Source organism: Polaribacter sp. Z022 (genome assembly GCF_023555495.1).
In the GTDB taxonomy this organism is placed as follows: domain Bacteria; phylum Bacteroidota; class Bacteroidia; order Flavobacteriales; family Flavobacteriaceae; genus Polaribacter.
The window spans coordinates 19,637-37,039 of the sequence record NZ_JALCZO010000007.1; the positions used below are offsets into that span (position 1 = coordinate 19,637).

16 protein-coding genes are annotated in these 17,403 nt (G+C 27.5%); 15 read left to right on the top strand and 1 reads right to left on the bottom strand.

The genetic code is table 11. The annotated features are described in order from the left end of the window. Positions 1–176: 176 nt before the first annotated feature. On the top strand, positions 177–2,510 hold the full coding sequence (locus tag MPF13_RS13880) for a hypothetical protein (RefSeq protein ID WP_249983362.1): 2,334 nt from the start codon (positions 177–179) through the stop codon (positions 2,508–2,510). Positions 2,511–2,599: 89 nt separating this feature from the next. Here MPF13_RS13880 and MPF13_RS13885 read toward each other — a convergent pair whose 3' ends face one another. Next, entirely contained in the window at positions 2,600–2,956 is a 357-nt protein-coding gene (locus MPF13_RS13885) for a winged helix-turn-helix transcriptional regulator (RefSeq protein ID WP_249983363.1), read from the bottom strand. A gap of 231 nt (positions 2,957–3,187) precedes the next feature. On the opposite strand from MPF13_RS13885, the gene MPF13_RS13890 reads away from it, so the two are divergent. From MPF13_RS13890 to MPF13_RS13955, 14 genes are all read left to right on the top strand, one after another. Further along, positions 3,188–3,862 carry an NAD(P)H-dependent oxidoreductase gene (locus MPF13_RS13890; RefSeq protein ID WP_249983364.1) on the top strand — a complete coding sequence of 225 codons (675 nt, stop codon included), beginning with the start codon at positions 3,188–3,190 and terminating at the stop codon, positions 3,860–3,862. Between the two features lie 66 nt (positions 3,863–3,928). Further along, the gene (locus MPF13_RS13895; protein ID WP_249983365.1) at positions 3,929–4,891 is read left to right on the top strand and encodes an LLM class oxidoreductase; all 963 of its coding nucleotides are present in this window, start codon (positions 3,929–3,931) and stop codon (positions 4,889–4,891) included. A 7-nt stretch (positions 4,892–4,898) separates the two neighbouring features. Further along, complete coding sequence (locus tag MPF13_RS13900; protein WP_249983366.1) at positions 4,899–5,717, top strand: SDR family NAD(P)-dependent oxidoreductase; 819 nt, start codon at positions 4,899–4,901, stop codon at positions 5,715–5,717. Between the two features lie 131 nt (positions 5,718–5,848). Continuing rightward, positions 5,849–6,904 (top strand): serine hydrolase domain-containing protein, encoded by a 1,056-nt coding sequence (locus MPF13_RS13905; protein ID WP_249983367.1) that lies wholly within the window; start codon positions 5,849–5,851, stop codon positions 6,902–6,904. Positions 6,905–7,098: 194 nt separating this feature from the next. After that, a complete protein-coding gene (locus tag MPF13_RS13910) occupies positions 7,099–8,199 on the top strand; it encodes a type 1 glutamine amidotransferase domain-containing protein (protein ID WP_249983368.1) in 1,101 nt (366 codons plus the stop codon). A 156-nt stretch (positions 8,200–8,355) separates the two neighbouring features. Further along, positions 8,356–9,264 (top strand): helix-turn-helix domain-containing protein, encoded by a 909-nt coding sequence (locus MPF13_RS13915; RefSeq protein WP_249983369.1) that lies wholly within the window; start codon positions 8,356–8,358, stop codon positions 9,262–9,264. Between the two features lie 363 nt (positions 9,265–9,627). Continuing rightward, on the top strand, positions 9,628–10,644 hold the full coding sequence (locus tag MPF13_RS13920; RefSeq protein WP_249983370.1) for a serine hydrolase domain-containing protein: 1,017 nt from the start codon (positions 9,628–9,630) through the stop codon (positions 10,642–10,644). Continuing rightward, complete coding sequence (locus tag MPF13_RS13925; RefSeq protein ID WP_249983371.1) at positions 10,634–11,104, top strand: thioredoxin fold domain-containing protein; 471 nt, start codon at positions 10,634–10,636, stop codon at positions 11,102–11,104. The genes MPF13_RS13920 and MPF13_RS13925 overlap by 11 nt, the downstream gene beginning before the upstream one ends. Before the next feature lie 4 nt (positions 11,105–11,108). Next, entirely contained in the window at positions 11,109–11,801 is a 693-nt protein-coding gene (locus MPF13_RS13930; RefSeq protein ID WP_249983372.1) for a DUF6624 domain-containing protein, read from the top strand. A 27-nt stretch (positions 11,802–11,828) separates the two neighbouring features. Beyond that, positions 11,829–12,791 carry an NAD(P)-dependent alcohol dehydrogenase gene (locus tag MPF13_RS13935; RefSeq protein ID WP_249983373.1) on the top strand — a complete coding sequence of 321 codons (963 nt, stop codon included), beginning with the start codon at positions 11,829–11,831 and terminating at the stop codon, positions 12,789–12,791. A 442-nt stretch (positions 12,792–13,233) separates the two neighbouring features. Then, positions 13,234–14,493, top strand: a complete 1,260-nt coding sequence (locus MPF13_RS13940) for an amidohydrolase family protein (RefSeq protein ID WP_249983374.1) — start codon at positions 13,234–13,236, stop codon at positions 14,491–14,493. 151 nt (positions 14,494–14,644) lie between these two features. Next, entirely contained in the window at positions 14,645–15,496 is an 852-nt protein-coding gene (locus tag MPF13_RS13945) for an alpha/beta fold hydrolase (RefSeq protein WP_249983375.1), read from the top strand. A 14-nt stretch (positions 15,497–15,510) separates the two neighbouring features. Continuing rightward, positions 15,511–16,350 (top strand): leucine-rich repeat domain-containing protein, encoded by an 840-nt coding sequence (locus MPF13_RS13950; RefSeq protein ID WP_249983376.1) that lies wholly within the window; start codon positions 15,511–15,513, stop codon positions 16,348–16,350. 20 nt (positions 16,351–16,370) lie between these two features. Next, the gene (locus MPF13_RS13955; protein WP_249983377.1) at positions 16,371–17,276 is read left to right on the top strand and encodes a hypothetical protein; all 906 of its coding nucleotides are present in this window, start codon (positions 16,371–16,373) and stop codon (positions 17,274–17,276) included. Positions 17,277–17,403 lie beyond the last annotated feature (127 nt).

The window sequence follows — 17,403 nt, forward strand, 5'->3', positions numbered from 1 at the left end:
ACAGAACTCTATACTTCAACTTTCTTGTATTACTTCAAATTTTTAAGGTTTCAATTTCATAAAACTTATTAATAGAGACAGATTGTATTAAGAAAGACCTATTTTTTACTTGAACATACAAATATCTTTATTGAGAGTTCTAATTTTATAAGCAACTATAAAAAATATTCAATTTTATGAAGAAATATACTGTGCTGATTTTGTTCATCGTTTTTTTACAAAGTTTTTCTGTAAATGCTCAAGATTTAAATAAAACTGCTAAGAAAAAAATAAGCAAATTAGAGAAGTTAATGTCAAAAGCAAAAAAGAAAGGTTTTGATATTACTAGAGAAAAAACCATTGTTTGGTTTTCTAAAGAATTTTTAAAAATTGCAAAATGGGATGAAAAAAATGTTCCTTTTATTCAGAATTCTTTCGAAAAATTTAAACCGTTAAAAGGAGATAAAGCAGAAATGGCTAAAAATCTTCCTATTTTTGAACGTAAAAAAGTTATTGAAATATTAGATAAAGGAATTCATACGTTAACAGCGGTTATGAATGGAACTATCAAAAGACGCCCTGTAAGAAAAGTAGATTGGAAAAATATAAAGGTAGAAAAAGACCAGTTTACCAGTAATGGTAAGCCTATATTTTTGTACGATTATTTCTCTAAGTCTATGGGAAACCCAACTTCAGATAAAAGAATTTACAACGATCATTTAGGAAATATTGATAGAATAGGAGGGGTGACACCTCACTTTTTAAAGGAAGATAGAACTTTTGTTCCTCATATTTTAAACAGAATTAATCAGCATCCAGATGATAAAGTAGGGTATCTTTTACTTTGGAATTCTAGCGTGCCAAAATGGATTAAAAAACAAGATCCAGAAGTAAACAAGGGCTTGAGTTCTTTTATTGGTTATGATATAGACAACCCTTTAATGCATGACGTTTGGAGTACAATTTTACAGAAAACAGGTACAATTACCAAAGGAAGAAAAGGTGTGCAAATGGGCTATATTTTAGCAAATGAACCTCATTGGTTTTCTGAAAAAGGAAATTGGGCGTTTAAACGTGGAGAAATGAATTCACTTTCTTCTTACACTTTAGCCAAATTTAATAAGTGGTTAAGTGTAAAATATAAAAATAACATTGCTGATTTGAACAAAAATTGGAACACAAATTTTAATACTTTTAATGATGTTAAGTTTGATTTTCCGCTAAGTAAACAATCAAAAGGGACTCCTCACAGATATGATTGGGATCGTTTTAATATGGATAGAGTTGTAGAATGGTTTACATTTTTACAAACAGAATTGCACAAAACCAATCCAACTGGAGATACACACATTAAGTTGCAACCTCACTTTTTTTCTGATGACGATCGTTCTCATGGTATAGATATAGAATCGTTGATAGAATTAACCACTATGATTGGTGATGATGCCAAAACAAGAGAAAGAGATCTACGTTATAACAGAAACGAACATTGGGAAAAATACTACTCTTATCACTGGCAAGAGCTATGTGTTTCTTATGATTTTATGGAATCAGTTTCTCCAGAAAAGATTCACGTTAATTCTGAAACCCATTTTTTATCAAGTGTTGCATGGAGAAAACTAGATACTTCACCAGAATATATTAGAAACAATTTTTGGTTGGCAACTTTGCATGGTATGGATGCAGGTTTGTCATGGTTTTGGGCAAGAGACCCAGATGGTTCTCCAGAAGCAAGATTTGAAAACAGTGTCTATTCTAAAGATGTTGCTTTAGCAAAATCTTTTGCAGCTTCTGTAAATATGCAACCACAAGTTGCTAATGAGCTTACACAAGTTATGATGGATTTAAATAGCTTTTCTGAAGAAATGATGGCCTTACGTCGTCAAAGAAAACCAATTCGATTATTCCATTCAGAAACTTCTGCTATTAATAAAAAGCATCATATGACAGAACAATATGATTTGTATGAATCTTTATTTTTTGAAGGTTTTCCTGTAGGTTATGCTACCGAAAAAATTATCAAGAAACAAGATAACAAAAATTGGGATGTTGTTTTAGTTTACAAAACGCAATACGTTACAGATTCAGAATTCAATCAATTACAAAGTTACCTTAACAAAGGCGGAACTATTATTATAGATAATAAGAATAGCCTTTCTTTGAATGAATATGGTCAAAAGCGTAAAGAAACCTTAACTAGTAGCCAAGGAAATTTACATATTTTAAACACAAATTCTTTTGAAGATTTAAAGCAATTATCTCTAAAGTTAATAGATAAGAAATTACCAGAAGTTGTTTTAACAGAAACAAATGGTGTAGGTCATAAGGGATGTAATTGGAGAATTGCTCCAAACAATAAAGGTGGGTATATTATGACTATTGTAAATTTAGGAAAAAATAAAGCTAACCTAAAAGTATCAATGAAAAATGGAGAGCATGTGAAAGTAGTAAATATGTTAACGCAACAACCTTTAGATGCATCGTTTGAACTTGATGTTCATGGAGTTTTATTATTAGAAATAGAAAAATAAAATTATAAATAATGAAGGACAATTTTTAGGCAACTTTTTTCAAATGTATTGCCTAATAAAAAGTCTAACAAGAACATAAAATAGTATTGCTAAATAGTGCTTTTGGCAATACTATTTTCTTTTTGTTCAACAACAAATACGCCCCAATCTGCAATCGCTTTAATTACTGGTATAAGTGTTTTCCCAAAATCAGTTAAAGAATATTCTACTTTTAATGGTGGTTTAGAAGTATACACTTTTCTTCTAATAATACCATCTTCTTCTAATTTTTTTAACTGTAGACTTAAAGTTCGTTCAGTAACTGTTGGTACTTCTTTTCTTAGTTCATTATATCTAAGAGTTTTATTTATTAAATGAAATAGTATAACCGATTTCCATTTACCACCAATAACTCCCATAGTTAAACTTGCACAACAAGGATACTTTTTTCCTTTAAATTGATACATAAATTGAATTTATATTATAATATTTTAATGCAAAGGTAGTTTACTATATTTAATTTTGCAACTATACTTTTTATAGTTTATTTTTTATGTTTTAAGTTGCAGTATATCAGTATTTTAAAACATAATGTTATTACTGTCATTTTTGACCGTTATTGTACATAATAGAAACTATATTTACTTTTGTCACTATACTTTTGATAGTATGTTTTTTAATCAATAAAAATAGATAAAATGAATACACCAAATATTGCAAAAGAAGACATTTTAAACGCATTTAATTACAGACATGCAACCAAAGAGTTTGATGCCACTAAAACTGTTTCTGAAGAAGACATGAACTTTATTTTAAAAACGGCAAACCTATCTCCAAGTTCGTTTGGATTTGAGCCTTGGCATTTTGTGGTTGTTCAAGACAAGGAATTAAGAGAACTTTTAAAACCAGTTGCTTGGGGTGCTCCCTTAAAACTAGACACCGCTAGTCATTTTGTGTTGGGTTTAAGTATGAAAGCTCCAATGGTAAAACATGATGCTGCATATATAAAGCATATGATGAATGATGTAAAACAATTACCAGAAGATGTTGTAGAAATGTATAGCAAGTTTTATAGAGAGTTTCAAGAACGTGATTTTGATTTAGATACTGATAAAAAATTATTTGATTGGGCTTCTAAACAGACCTACATTGCTTTGGGTAATATGATGACTGCTGCAGCATTAACAGGTATAGATTCTTGCCCAATTGAAGGTTTTCATCAAGAAAAAGCTGAAGCTTTATTACAAGATAAATTTGGAATTGACACAAATAAATACGGATTGTCTTTTATGGTAGCTTTTGGATATAGAAAAGCTGCTCCTGAATTTCCAAAATCAAGAAGAAATTTTGAGGATATTGTAAGTTGGAAATAACATCTTAACAATTAGAATGTAGAAAAAGTCACAAAAAACAAGTGACTTTTTCTTAAAATAAGTTTTATGAAAACATTTGAAAGTATAAACAAAGCATACAATAGTGTCTTTAAAACCAATCAATTAAGTGTTGGAGTAGTGGTGCCCATAGAAAAGTATGCTATGAGTCCAATACCTACAATGCAAGATCATTTGCAAAGAGTAAAACAAATAGAATCTTTAGGTTTTAAAGCACTTTGGATTCGTGATATTCCTTTTCATGTGCCAAGTTTTGGTGACGCAGGTCAAACTTATGATCCGTTTACATATTTAGGTTTTTTAGCAGGACAAACATCAGAAATAGCTTTGGGTATTTCTAGTATTGCATTGCCATTACATCATCCATTACATGTTGTAAAATCTGCAACAAGTATAGATCAATTGTCTAATGGAAGATTAATATTGGGGGTTGCTTCTGGAGATAGATATGATGAGTATCCTGCAATGGGTTTTGATTATGAAAATAGAGGAGAAGCTTTTAGAGAATCTTTTGAGTATATAAGAAAAGTACAAGGTAGTTTTCCTAATTTCAAAACCAACAACTATGGGAGTTTACAAGGTAATATAGACATGCTTCCAAAAGCAACTGCCCATAAAATTCCGATGTTAATGACTGGAAGTAGCAGGCAATCATTAGAATGGAATGCAATGAATACTGATGGTTGGATGAACTATCCTAGAGATTTAAATACACAACAATACACTATAAAACAATACCGTCAAATAGTTACAGAAAATCAAGAGTTTAACAAACCATTTATGCAACCAATGTATTTAGATTTGTTAGAAAATCCAGATGCAAAACCACAACCAATTCAGTTAGGGTTTCGATTAGGGATTCATTATTTAACCGAATATTTAGAAAATTTAAGAAGTATTGGTGTAAATCATGTGGCCATTAATTTGCGTTTTAATAATTTACACATGGATAAAACTTTAGAGGAAATTGCAGATAAGGTATTGCCTCAATTTCATACACAAACACAATAAGATAAACATGCATAAAACAATAATTATAACAGGAAGTACAGATGGTATAGGAAAAGGAGCTGCTTTAAAATTTGCAAATGAAGGACATACTGTTTACATACATGGTAGAAGTAAAGCTAAAGTTGATAAGGTTGTAACAGAAATTAAAGAAGCCTCTAACAATACAAATATAAAAGGACTTGTTGCTGATTTTTCAGATTTAAAAGCTGTAAAAACATTAGCAGCAGAAATTAAAAAAGAAGTGCTTGTTATAGATGTTTTGGTTAATAATGCAGGTGTTTTTAAAAGTTCTGTAGAAAAAACAAAAGAAGGGTTAGATCTTAGAATGGTTGTAAATTATTTGGCTCCTATTGTTTTTACAAACGGAATACTTTCTAACATTACCAATGCACAATCACCCAGAATTATAAATTTAAGTTCAGCAGCACAAAGTCCAGTTTTAGAAGCTGTTTTAACAGGAAAAGAACAAGTTTCCGATAATAATAGTTACGCTCAAAGCAAGTTAGCATTTACAATGTGGAGTTTCTATTTTGCAAAGCAACATCAAAATATTACAACAATTGCAGTAAATCCTGGTTCTTTATTAAACACAAAAATGGCTAATGAAGCATATGGACAACATTGGTCTTCAGCAGAAAAAGGTGTCAATATTATATTTGAATTAGCACTATTAGAAGCTTATAAAAATAACTCAGAACAGTATTTTGATAATGATAAAGGAGATTTAAAAGGATGTTTTTCAGAAGCACATCCAGATGCTTATGATGAATTAAAAATTAATAGTTTATTGTATTTGACTAATGCACTTTTACAGAGAATAGATTAGTTTTTTTAATTCTTAAGATATTTAGTTAGTAAATACAGTTCATCTACAAAATAGAACAATTCAGTAATTTGCAATTTATTTTTGTTACCTCTTAAAATACATTTGTACTACAATTTATTATATTTAGAATAATGAAACAGACCAAACCAAAAGCTAGTAAAGGAAAACAAATTTTTAGAATTGTATTACTTGTAGGAACATGTATATCTTTATATTTTGTACCCTGGATCTTAGTAAAAGCATGGATATTACCTTTGCCAAAAACGGTTCAAGAACAAGTAGATCAAACATTAAGTTATGGTTTTGATGGTGTTGTTGTTTATGTAGATGAAGCTGGCAAACCACCAGCATTTTATACAGCTGGTTATCATAATAAAGAAGAAAAAATCCCTGCTAAACCCAATGCTTTATTTAAAATTGCAAGTATCAGCAAGTTGTATGTTGCTGTAGCAATTACTAAACTGAATCATGATCAACTTTTATCTTTAGATAAAACAGTTGCAGATTATTTTCCAGAACTTGTAGGTAGAATAGAAAATGCAGATAAAATAACTTTAAGAATGTTGGTGCAACATAGAAGTGGCATTCCTAATTTTACTGATAGTCCAGATTTTTGGAAAAATCAACCCAATACCAATATAGATGTTCTTAAATATGCACTAGATTTACCAGCTAACTTTGAACCAAACAAAGATTATGGCTATTCAAACACCAATTATTTATTGTTATCAAGAGTCATTGAGCAAGTTACAGGAGGAAGTCGTCAAGATTATTTTAAAAAGGAAATTTTAATTCCTCTTGGACTAAAAAACACTTTTGGATCTATTGATGAAGTAAATTTAGACGATCTTATGAGCGGTTATTATGTTGGTATTGATAAAGATTTTAAATATGAAAATAATGGAATGATGATAGCAACTGCACAAGATGTTGGTGTTTTTTTAAGAGCTTTAAATGATGGCACATTGCTTAATAAGAAAGAAATGGAAACCTACAAGTCAATTTATGAATTTAATCATGGTGGTTTAGCAGCTGGTTATCAATGTATGGCAGAATACCATAAAGATATAGATGCTGTTGTTATTCAATTTATGAACACTACCGATTTTGAAGGTTTTCAATGGAATTTACTACAAATAACACATTCTAGAGTTGTTAAAATGTTAGAAAAAGCTAAAAAACAATAACAAAGAAAATAATTTTTACATCATTTTATTATTAAAAAAGCATTCTTTTAAAATTGTTGTATTCAGTAATAAGCAGAAATTTTTTATCTGTAATTCTACTTCTTAAATAATATTTTACTCTGACGAAATTATCATTTCGTCAGTTTTTATAAGGCATTAGCTGTTATTTAGCCAGTAATTATAAATACTATAAGATGTCTAAAAAAAGTAAAAAATTTCGAGTTTTAAAATGGATTGGTCTAACTTTAATCACATTAATTCTACTAATTGTAGGTTTTGGTGTTTGGTTTATGAGTTTGATTCCTTCTTCTGATAAAACTATAAAAAATACAACCGTTAATGATTTAACTTATTTAACAAAAAATAGAATTTTAAAAGATAGAGGTAAAATTTTAACAGTTGTAACAAGTATTGATTCTATGGGAATAAGTGGAAAAAGTACTGGTTATGAACTCACAGAATTATCTAGAGCCTATTATGTTTTTGAAGCAAATGGATTTGAAGTTGATGTGGCAAGTCCTAAAGGAGGAAAAGCACCTGTAGTAATTGATGATTTAGGTCCTTTTGATTATGCTTTCTTAAAAGATGAAAAAGCAAAATCTAAAATTAATAACACTCTTAAATTAACTGATATTAAAGCAGATGATTATGAAGCTATTTATTTTGTTGGTGGTAAAGGAGCCATGTTCGATTTTCCAAATAATAAAAGCATTCATAAGATTGTAAAAAATATGTATGAAAATAATAAAGTTGTAGGAGCAATATGTCATGGTCCTGCTGCTTTGGTTAATGTTACATTAAACAATGGACTCCCTTTAATTAAAGGAAAAACAATAAGTAGTTTTACTAATAAAGAAGAACTATTATTAATTGCTGATGCAAAAACTATTTTTCCCTTTTTATTACAAGATAAAATTACAGCTCAAGGAGCTAATTTTAATGAAGGAGAAATGTATTTAAATAAAGTAAGTGTAGACAAGAATTTAGTTACAGGTCAAAACCCTTGGTCTACTTGGTCTATTGCAGAAAATATGATTCAGCAAATAGGATATAAACCTAAAACTAGAAAAATAACAGATGAAGAAAATGCTATAAATGTATTATTGCAATATCATAAATATGGAAAAAGTAAAGCCAAAGAAATGATTACAACAATGTATAACAATAACAAACCTATGAATAGAGTTTTATTTGCAGAACATAGTATAGTATCTGTAATGAAAGGAGAAATTGGAGATTTCTACAACTTGTTAGGATTGATTTCTTTTGCAAAAAAAGTGCAAGAAAATAATTAAATTTGAAAAAACATTTTATTGAATTTATCTGATATATTTTTAATTATAGTTAGTAGTACAGGTTTTTTACACGGAATACTATTTGCCTTTTATTTGTGTTTTTTTAAAAAGAAAAAAACGCTAGCAAATCTATTATTAGGTTTAATATTAATATTTATGGCATTTAGAGTGGGTAAATCTGTACTTCTAAATTTTGGTAAAGATTTAGAGCCCACCTTTATATTTGTAGGTTTGGCTTTTATATTATTAATAGGTCCTTTATTAAGGTGGTATATTTTGGCTATGACAAAACCAAGTTTTAAAATACCAAAAAGCTATTATTTAGAATTAGTACCGTTTGCAATTATTTTTATAGTCAGTTTTTTTCTTCAGAAAAACGTATTAAATACTAATAACAAGCAAACTATTATATTTTTTGGTAGTGTAATTATATTTATCTACTTGCATTTTGCTTTTTATATTTTTATTTCATTTAAAACAATACAAAAGTTAAAAAGAGCATTAAACAATACTTTACAAACTAAATCTCAAAAAGCTATAATTAGCTGGTTATCAATTTTAATTGTAGGTTTTGTAATTATTTGGATTTCATATTTTTCTAACATTATAGAAGATACTATACCTTATATTGTTGGTCCTATTATGTATTCTTTAGTTGTTTATATATTAAGTTATAAAGTATATCAATTAAAAACTTCAGAAATAGATGGAGAGGCTTTTAAAGCAAATGATAGTATTTTGTTTCAAGAAATAAAAACTGCTTTAATTGAAAACAAGCTTTATTTAAACGCAGAAACATCGCTAATTAGTGTAAGTAAATTAATAGGAAAAAGCACTCAAAAAACATCTGCAATAATCAACCAATATGCAAAACAAAACTTTAATGATTTTATAAATTATTATAGAATTGAAGAAGCAAAAAAACTACTTATATCTGAAGAAAATAGTAAATATACAATCTCATCAATAGCTTTTGATGTTGGTTTTAATAGTTTATCTTCTTTTAATAGTGCTTTCAAAAAATTTGAAAATACCACACCATCTATTTACAGAAAAAATAATTAAGAATATTAATTAACTCTAACTGTTCAAAAATCAAACTTAGAGAGTTTTATTTCCTTGTTTTACATATTTAGGTGTTCCTAATTGGGAGCTTATAGTTGTATGTAAAATTAAGATTCTGTAACAAAGTAATTAAAGTTTGTAACATGTTTTAAAATTACTCGTCATTTAAAGGAGTAATGACTCTTTAAATAAAAATTGTTAGAAACTAAATTTTTATCTTTTCAAAATATGCTTTTAGTTGAAATTGAAAAGTAGGGGATAACAACTATAATTCAATTCATCCTTACTATTTAACAGTTCAGTAATTTCTATTTAAATTTTTATGCAAATTGAATGAAGTTTGCTGCGTAAATAAATAAAAATATGTTTAGAATTATATTAATAGTGTCGTCATTAGCTTCATTCTCTTTACTACCATGGATTTTGGTAAAAGCGTGGATTTCTCCCTTGCCTAATACAGTTCAGAAGCAAGTAGATAAAGCAGTAAAATACGGGTTTGAAGGTGTAGTTGTTTATGTAGACCAAGCAGGAAAAAACTCAAAAAGTTATACTTCTGGTTGGCACAATAAAGAAGCTAAAATACCTGCAAAACCAGACGCACTTTACAAGATTGCTAGTATAAGTAAATTGTATGATGCTGTTGCTGTTACAAAATTGGTAAGTTCTGGAAAACTATCATTAGATAAAACACTTGCAGATTATTTACCAGAACTTAAAGGCAAGATAGAAAATATAGAGAAAATTACTTTAAGGTTACTAATTCAACACAGAAGTGGAATTCCAAATTTTACAGATGCACCAAACTTTTGGGCAGAACCAACAAGTACTTATGAAGAAAGTTTAGCTCTAATAGAAGGTAAATCTGCCAAATTTAAACCGGGTAAAAAATATGATTACTGCAACACTAACTATCTGTTAATTAATAAAATAATGGATGATGTTTTGGGGTATCCTAATTTTAAGTTTATTCAAAAGGAAATTTTAAATCCTTTAAACCTTAAAAATACGTTTAGTTCTGTTAGTAAGGTAAATATAGACAATGTAATGAGTGGTTATCATGTTGGATATCCTAACGATTTAAAAACAAACGATTATGGAATGCATGCTACTGCAAAAGATGTAGCTACGTTTATGAGAGCATTAAATACTGGAACAATATTTAAGAATAATGAGCAAGAAATTTATACCTCTATTTATAAATTAGAACATGATGGATGGGTTCCTGGATATCAAAGTTTTGCTAAATACTATAAAAAGATAGACACAGTAGTAATTTATTTTTATAGTACTACAGATCCTAAATTACTCAATTGGAATTTATCGCAGATTATAAATAAAAAGATTTATAGAATTATCAAAAAATCAATAAATGAAGGATAAAAAAAATAAGCTTGAAATAAAAGAAACAAATAAGAAACCTCATCCTTTTTGGAACTTTTTTTGGCTAACTTTTCTTGTTGTATCTCTTTGGTATGCATGGTATTCATTATATGTGCCTTCAAGCAAGGTAAATTGGAGTAATAACATTGAAGCATCAAAAGAACTTGCAAAAAAAACGGATAAAAATATACTGATATTCTTTACTGGTAAATGGTGTTCTCCTTGTAGAATTATGAAACGTGAAGTTTTTGCGGATGCCAAAGTTAGGAAAACCATTCAATCAAAAGTTGTTCCTGTTGAGATTGATATGGATGATCCAAATTCTAAAAGCCTTATAAATCAATATAATATTTACACCACACCAACTACTATAATTATTGACTCTAAAGGAAATGTAGTTAATTATACAATAGGAAAAATTGAGAAAACAAAATTCATAGAAATACTTTTAAATAAATAACAAAATGAAATATATTTTAACATCCTGTTTAGTATTGTTACTTAATTGTGCCAATAAAACCAATTCAAAAGAGAACTTAAAAACTAAAGATAAACAAGAAAGTCTTGTAAAAATTCTTGAAAATATTTGGACAACAGAACAAACCCCAATTAGATTAAGAGATTCATTAATGTCTATATATGGAGTAGATTCTGAGTTAGTAAAAGAACAACAAGCAATTGTTGAAAAAAACCATGCTATAAACGAAAAAAAAATAAGGAAAATTCTTGATAAAAATGGTTGGCCAACAAAAGAAATGTCTGGAAATAGAGGTAATTGGACTATTTGTAATGTAATTCAACATTCAGATAATGAAGTTAGAATACAGTATTTACCAATGATGAGACAAGCAGTTATGGATAAAAAATTAGAACCTCGTTTTTTAGTAAGAGCAGAAGACAGAATTGCTACAGAAAGAGGCGATTTACAAATCTATGGAGGACAGATGAAATATTATCCAGAAACCAAAAGTTTTAATGTATGGCCTGTTTTTGATCCAAAAAATATTGATAAAAGAAGAACCAAAATTGGGCTAGATTCTATTGCAATATTTCTTAAAAACAGATTTGACTTTGAGTGGAATTTAGAAGAACAAATAAAAAGAACAGAAGAATTTAAATTGAAAAAAAAAGAAAACAATAAAAAACTAACTAATTGATAGTTAGTTAAAAAGATGTAGAGTAATATGAAAAAAGCAATTTATAAAACATATGGTTCTCCAAAAGTTATAGAACTTATAAATACAGAGAAACCTTTGCCAAAATCTAATGAGGTTTTAGTAAAAATTAAAGCTTCATCTGCAACAAGAGCAGATACTATGATGAGGCAAGGAACACCAAAATTTGGAAGATTATTTTTAGGTCTTTTTAAACCTAAGAATACTTCATTAGGAACAGGTTTTTCTGGTGAAATAGAATCTATAGGTAATGAAGTAACTAAATTTAAAATTGGTGATGCCGTATTTGGTGAAAAATTATTTAGTAATGGTTGTAATGCAGAGTATATATGCATTGCAGAAAATATGATAATTGAACAGAAACCAATTAACATTTCGCATGAAGAAGCTGCTCCAATTTGCGATGGTTTTTTAACATCATATAACTTCTTAAAAGACATTGCAAGTATAAAAGAAGAACAACATATTTTAGTAAATGGAGCTTCTGGTAGTTTGGGTACTGCAGCTGTTCAATTAGCAAAAGTAATGGGAGCAAAAGTTACAGGAGTATGTAGTACTAAAAATTTAGATTTTGTAAAATCTATAGGAGCAGATAAAGTTATAGATTATAAAAATGAAGATTTTACAAAGTCTATTAATAAGTATGACATTATTTATGATTCAGTAGGAACTTTAAGTTTTAAAAATTGTAAGGACGTATTAACCCCAAAAGGCATTTTTATGACGCCTGTTTTAAGTTTTGGAACACTTTGGCATTCTATAATTAATTCTAAAAAGGTAAAATTTGCAGCTACAGGTCTTAAAAAAACTGATGAATTAAAACGATTATTTGAAGATTTAGTTTCTCTTTTTAAAGACGATCAACTTCACACTAACATTGATAAATCATACAAATTATCAAATATTATTGAAGCACATGAATACTTAGAAACAGGAAGAAAAGTAGGGAATATTGTTATCATCAATTCTTAACCAATCTGTTAATTTACAGATAATAGATAAAAAGGTTCTTATGCTAACAACTTACTGTTGTTCATAAGCTAACACTATTTATTATTACTAAAGTTTATATAAAGAAAGATTAAGTTTTTAGTAACAATCAACCATTAGTAGTCGTCTTAGAACTACAATAATCAATCAAGGAATAATAAATTATGTTTTTCAAAACTAGAGAAGGAAAATAAAAACACAAAAACTATTCAGTTATAATTGATTTAAAAAACTGTATAAATTTATAAAAATGAAAATATTAAAACGCATTTTAAAAATTGTCTTTGCTCTTATCAGCTTACTTTTTTTAATAGCAATTTGTATACTTTGGTCAGATTCATCAAACACAAAATATCTTCAAATTAATAAAAATGAATCAGTATCAAATAATTCTTATCTCATTAAGAATGTCAATATTATACCAATGAATCAGGATACTGTTTTGGTAGATAAAATGGTGTTTATAAAAGAAGGCTTTATCGAAAAGATTGCTGATACTATTGAGGTTAATGGAATTCAAGTTTTTGATGGTGAACAGAAGTACTTAACACCAGGACTTATTGATATGCACGTGCATGTGTGGGATAGATATGAACTTGGACTTTATTTATCAAATGGGGTAACTGCTGTTAGAAACCTTTGGGGTATGCCAATGCATTTAAGAATTAAAGAGGATATAAATGAAGAAAATATTTTTGCGCCATTGTTTTTTACAACAGGACCAAAATTAACAGGATTAGAATTCATTGGTGATGACAATGTAAATTTAAATAATTTAACAGAAGCCAAAGAAAAAGTAATATCATATAAAAATAGAGGTTATGATTTCATTAAAACGTATTATGGTTTAGAAAAAAAGGTTTTTAATGCTGTGATTGAACAATCAAAAAAATCAGAAATAGATATTGTTGCTCATCCTTCTCAAAAAGTGCCATTTTCTTATCATTTGAATCCACAAATAAAATCAATAGAACATGCTGAAGAAATTGTGCAACAACCATTACATTTTGATTTAGATTCCATTAAGTTAAAACCTATAATTGATTCAATTTCTCAATCTAAACACACCAGTTACTGTCCTACAATTACAGTTTTTAATAATATATATCAAATGATGATGAATGATTCTATTTTAGATTCAGAATCATTAGGATATATGAATACACTCATAAAAAACACAGATAGTAAAAAACAATTTGAACGCTGGTTTAATGCAAAGCAAGAAGATTCTAAAACCATTGATAGAATAAAAAAACAACATGATTTTCATATTACTATTATTAAAAAGTTACATAAAGCTGGTATACCTATAGTTTGTGGCACAGATGCAGGTATTGGAGTTACTCTACCAGGTTTTTCAATCCATAGAGAACTAGCTTTTTATAAAGAAGCAGGTCTTTCTAATTATGAAGTTTTGAAAACAGCTACAGTCAATGCTTCTCAAACGCATTCAATAATGAATCAACTTGGAACAATTGAAAAGGGTAAAACTGCTAATTTATTATTGGTAGATGAAAATCCCCTAGTTAATTTATCATCACTTAAAAAACCCAGTTTTGTTTTTGTGAAAGGGCGAAAATTAAATAGAACAACTTTAGATTCTTTTAAAGAAAAGGCAAAAAACAAAAAGAATCTAATAGCGACAGCTCTCAGGTACTTAGAAAATTTAATCATTGAAAAATAAAGCATTCTCTCAAATCTATTAAACCAAAAACACTAGTAAAAGATTAAAATAATAGCTTTAATACTTAGCAAATTATTAAAAAACAAGAATCAATAAACAAAAAACTCAACTAAACATTAATCGTAATTATCAACCAAAAAACGAATAGTCTATGTTTTTCAAAACTAAAGCAGGAAAAGAAAAAATAATAACCCTTTATAATCAGAAATTAAATGATCTTCATATAGAATATTCTGATAAAATTGTAGAAACAACTTTTGGAGCAACCAATGTTATTATTACAGGAGATATTAAAAACCCTCCTTTAGTACTCATTCATGGTACAGGAGGTTGTGCACCACAAATCTTAGATTCGTTTCCAAATATATCATCAAAATATTGTGTTTATGTAATAGATGTTCTTGCACAACCTAATAAAAGTGCAGAAAATAGATTGGATATGAAATCTTTAGATTATGGAAAATGGCTTATAGAAATTATTAAAAAACTAAAGCTTACAGAAGTAACATTGGTTGGGTTTTCATTTGGTGGATTTATAAGTTTAAAAACACTAGAATTTAATGAACGTTACATAAAAAAAGTATTCTTAATTGCACCTGTTTACATTGTAAATGGTAACCCTTTTTTAGGTTTATTTAAAATGTTTATGCCCCTAAAAAAGTTTATAAAAACTAATGATAAACAATACATAAAAAAAGTTATGGATGTTCTTTTTTCTGAATATGATGATTTTGCATTCGCATACATGTCAACAACGTTTCAGAATTGCAATATGGACTTTTCTCCATTACCAATAATCTCAAAAAAATCAGCTAAAAACATTACAACACCAATTACAATTATAGCTGCAGAAAAAGACATTATGTTTCCAGGTAGAAAAATGATAAAAAGAGCTAAAAGAATTTTTCCATCATTAAATGAAATAATCTTGTTAGAAAATTCTAAACACGTACCAAACAATAAAGATTTTAAAATAATAGAAGATTTAATCTTAAGAAATTAATAAAATTATAAAAAATGAATAAAATAAAACTATCAATACTATTATTAATACTATCAACAGGCATATTTATTTCTTGTTCTAATAACAATTCAGAAGATAGCATTGAAGCTATATATATAACTATACCTGATCAAATATTTGAAGAAAAATTAATTGCTTTAGGGATCGATTCTGATGGAATTGTAAATGAAAAAGTATTAAAAACCGATGTAGAAAATATAGATCGTTTAAACCTAAGTAATTCAGGTATAAATGTAATTACAAATTTAGAAGGAATAGAAGCATTTGTAAATTTAAAAAGACTTTACGCTTCTGGAAATGAGTTAACAACAATAGATTTAAGCAACAACTCTTTATTAGACACTATTCATTTAGGGTTTAATAATTTAACCTCAATAAAAGGTTTAGATGAAGCTAAAGAGTTAAAATGGTTAAGTTTAAGTGGTAATTTGTTTACAGAATTTACAATAGAAAATGAAAGTATTCAAAACATTTTAATGAGTCATAACGAATTAGTGTCTTTTAATGCAAGCAAATGTGCTAATTTAAAAAGTGTTTTATTAAACTTAAATAAAATTGAATCTTTAGATTTTACTACAAATCCATTACTAGAAACCTTAATATTTTCTGCAAATAGAGTAGAATCAATAAACTTAACAAACAATGTAAATTTAAAATACATTTATTGTTCAAGTAATTTGTTTACAAGTTTTGATGTAAGTATGCTTAACAACTTAATAGATTTAAGAATAGATAGAAATCCTACCTTAAGTTGTATTAAAATAGCAACAGATCAAAATATACCAACATTAAAAATATCTTCTTATCAACAAACAAACGTTAACTGTAATTAAATTTAAAGTTTTAAGCAAAAATGAAAATAAAAATATTCCCAATTTTAACGCTATTTATAACTAGTTTTCTTTTTTATTCTTGTAATGAAAAAGAGACTGAAATTGAAGAACAAATATGTAAAGGAGATAATTATACTTTGCCTGTTAATAGGTTGTTAAGTAAGCTTAGAACTACACATCCAGGTAATTTGCCTACAATTAAAAATTACGATTATACTTATAATGAACACAATTTATTAACTGAAAAAAGCGAGTATACTTTTGATTATGATTTAAATAGAAATTATACTTATTGTAACAATAAATTAATTGAATTGAGCAATGATAAAAAGACATTGTTATATAATTTTGAATACGATACTTCTAATAGATTAGTTTCCTTTAATACAACAAATTCTTATTTATATGATTATTCTGTTTCTTATACAGAAAGTGCAATAACTGTTACAGGAATTGTAAATAAAGAACCAAATACAACAATAATTATTGAAACAAATAATGCTAATTTAGTTACTAAAATTACTAGAAACGATACTTATTCTAAGTTTGAATATGATGCAAATGGAAACCTAATAAAAGCTACAGATTTTTCTAATAATGATGACGTATTAAACGATTATAAAATTACTTATGATACAAACCCAAATCCATTTTATGGTCAGTTAAAGTTTAATTATTTAGAACGTTTTATAGATTTGTTTGGTAAATCTGCTTTTTACGGTATAGATGTATTTTATAGATTTGATCAATATAAATACCCATATTTAAAAAATAACCCAGTTTTATTAGAAGACTTAAATTGTGCACCTTGTTATAAAAATTTATTAGAAAGAACTTATGAATATGATGCACAAAATTATCCTGTTAAAATGGAAGAAAGTTATGTAGGTTCTCCTGCTGTTATTTATGAGTTTACGTATCAATAAAAAAAGAAAGTTAAAGAGGTATATTTATAATTAAGGTAAATGCCATTTAAAGCACTATATCTAAAATTATGTGTAAATAGCCTGAAAAACGGCTATACAGAAATTATTATGAATTGTACTATAATGT

What these genes read in the sequence shown, in the direction of transcription:
- MPF13_RS13880 (WP_249983362.1), top strand. Translation starts at nt 177, where the DNA reads ATGAAGAAATATACTGTGCTGATTTTGTTCATCGTTTTTTTACAAAGT.
- MPF13_RS13885 (WP_249983363.1), bottom strand. Translation starts at nt 2,956, where the DNA reads ATGTATCAATTTAAAGGAAAAAAGTATCCTTGTTGTGCAAGTTTAACT.
- MPF13_RS13890 (WP_249983364.1), top strand. Translation starts at nt 3,188, where the DNA reads ATGAATACACCAAATATTGCAAAAGAAGACATTTTAAACGCATTTAAT.
- MPF13_RS13895 (WP_249983365.1), top strand. Translation starts at nt 3,929, where the DNA reads ATGAAAACATTTGAAAGTATAAACAAAGCATACAATAGTGTCTTTAAA.
- MPF13_RS13900 (WP_249983366.1), top strand. Translation starts at nt 4,899, where the DNA reads ATGCATAAAACAATAATTATAACAGGAAGTACAGATGGTATAGGAAAA.
- MPF13_RS13905 (WP_249983367.1), top strand. Translation starts at nt 5,849, where the DNA reads ATGAAACAGACCAAACCAAAAGCTAGTAAAGGAAAACAAATTTTTAGA.
- MPF13_RS13910 (WP_249983368.1), top strand. Translation starts at nt 7,099, where the DNA reads ATGTCTAAAAAAAGTAAAAAATTTCGAGTTTTAAAATGGATTGGTCTA.
- MPF13_RS13915 (WP_249983369.1), top strand. Translation starts at nt 8,356, where the DNA reads ATGGCATTTAGAGTGGGTAAATCTGTACTTCTAAATTTTGGTAAAGAT.
- MPF13_RS13920 (WP_249983370.1), top strand. Translation starts at nt 9,628, where the DNA reads ATGTTTAGAATTATATTAATAGTGTCGTCATTAGCTTCATTCTCTTTA.
- MPF13_RS13925 (WP_249983371.1), top strand. Translation starts at nt 10,634, where the DNA reads ATGAAGGATAAAAAAAATAAGCTTGAAATAAAAGAAACAAATAAGAAA.
- MPF13_RS13930 (WP_249983372.1), top strand. Translation starts at nt 11,109, where the DNA reads ATGAAATATATTTTAACATCCTGTTTAGTATTGTTACTTAATTGTGCC.
- MPF13_RS13935 (WP_249983373.1), top strand. Translation starts at nt 11,829, where the DNA reads ATGAAAAAAGCAATTTATAAAACATATGGTTCTCCAAAAGTTATAGAA.
- MPF13_RS13940 (WP_249983374.1), top strand. Translation starts at nt 13,234, where the DNA reads ATGAATCAGGATACTGTTTTGGTAGATAAAATGGTGTTTATAAAAGAA.
- MPF13_RS13945 (WP_249983375.1), top strand. Translation starts at nt 14,645, where the DNA reads ATGTTTTTCAAAACTAAAGCAGGAAAAGAAAAAATAATAACCCTTTAT.
- MPF13_RS13950 (WP_249983376.1), top strand. Translation starts at nt 15,511, where the DNA reads ATGAATAAAATAAAACTATCAATACTATTATTAATACTATCAACAGGC.
- MPF13_RS13955 (WP_249983377.1), top strand. Translation starts at nt 16,371, where the DNA reads ATGAAAATAAAAATATTCCCAATTTTAACGCTATTTATAACTAGTTTT.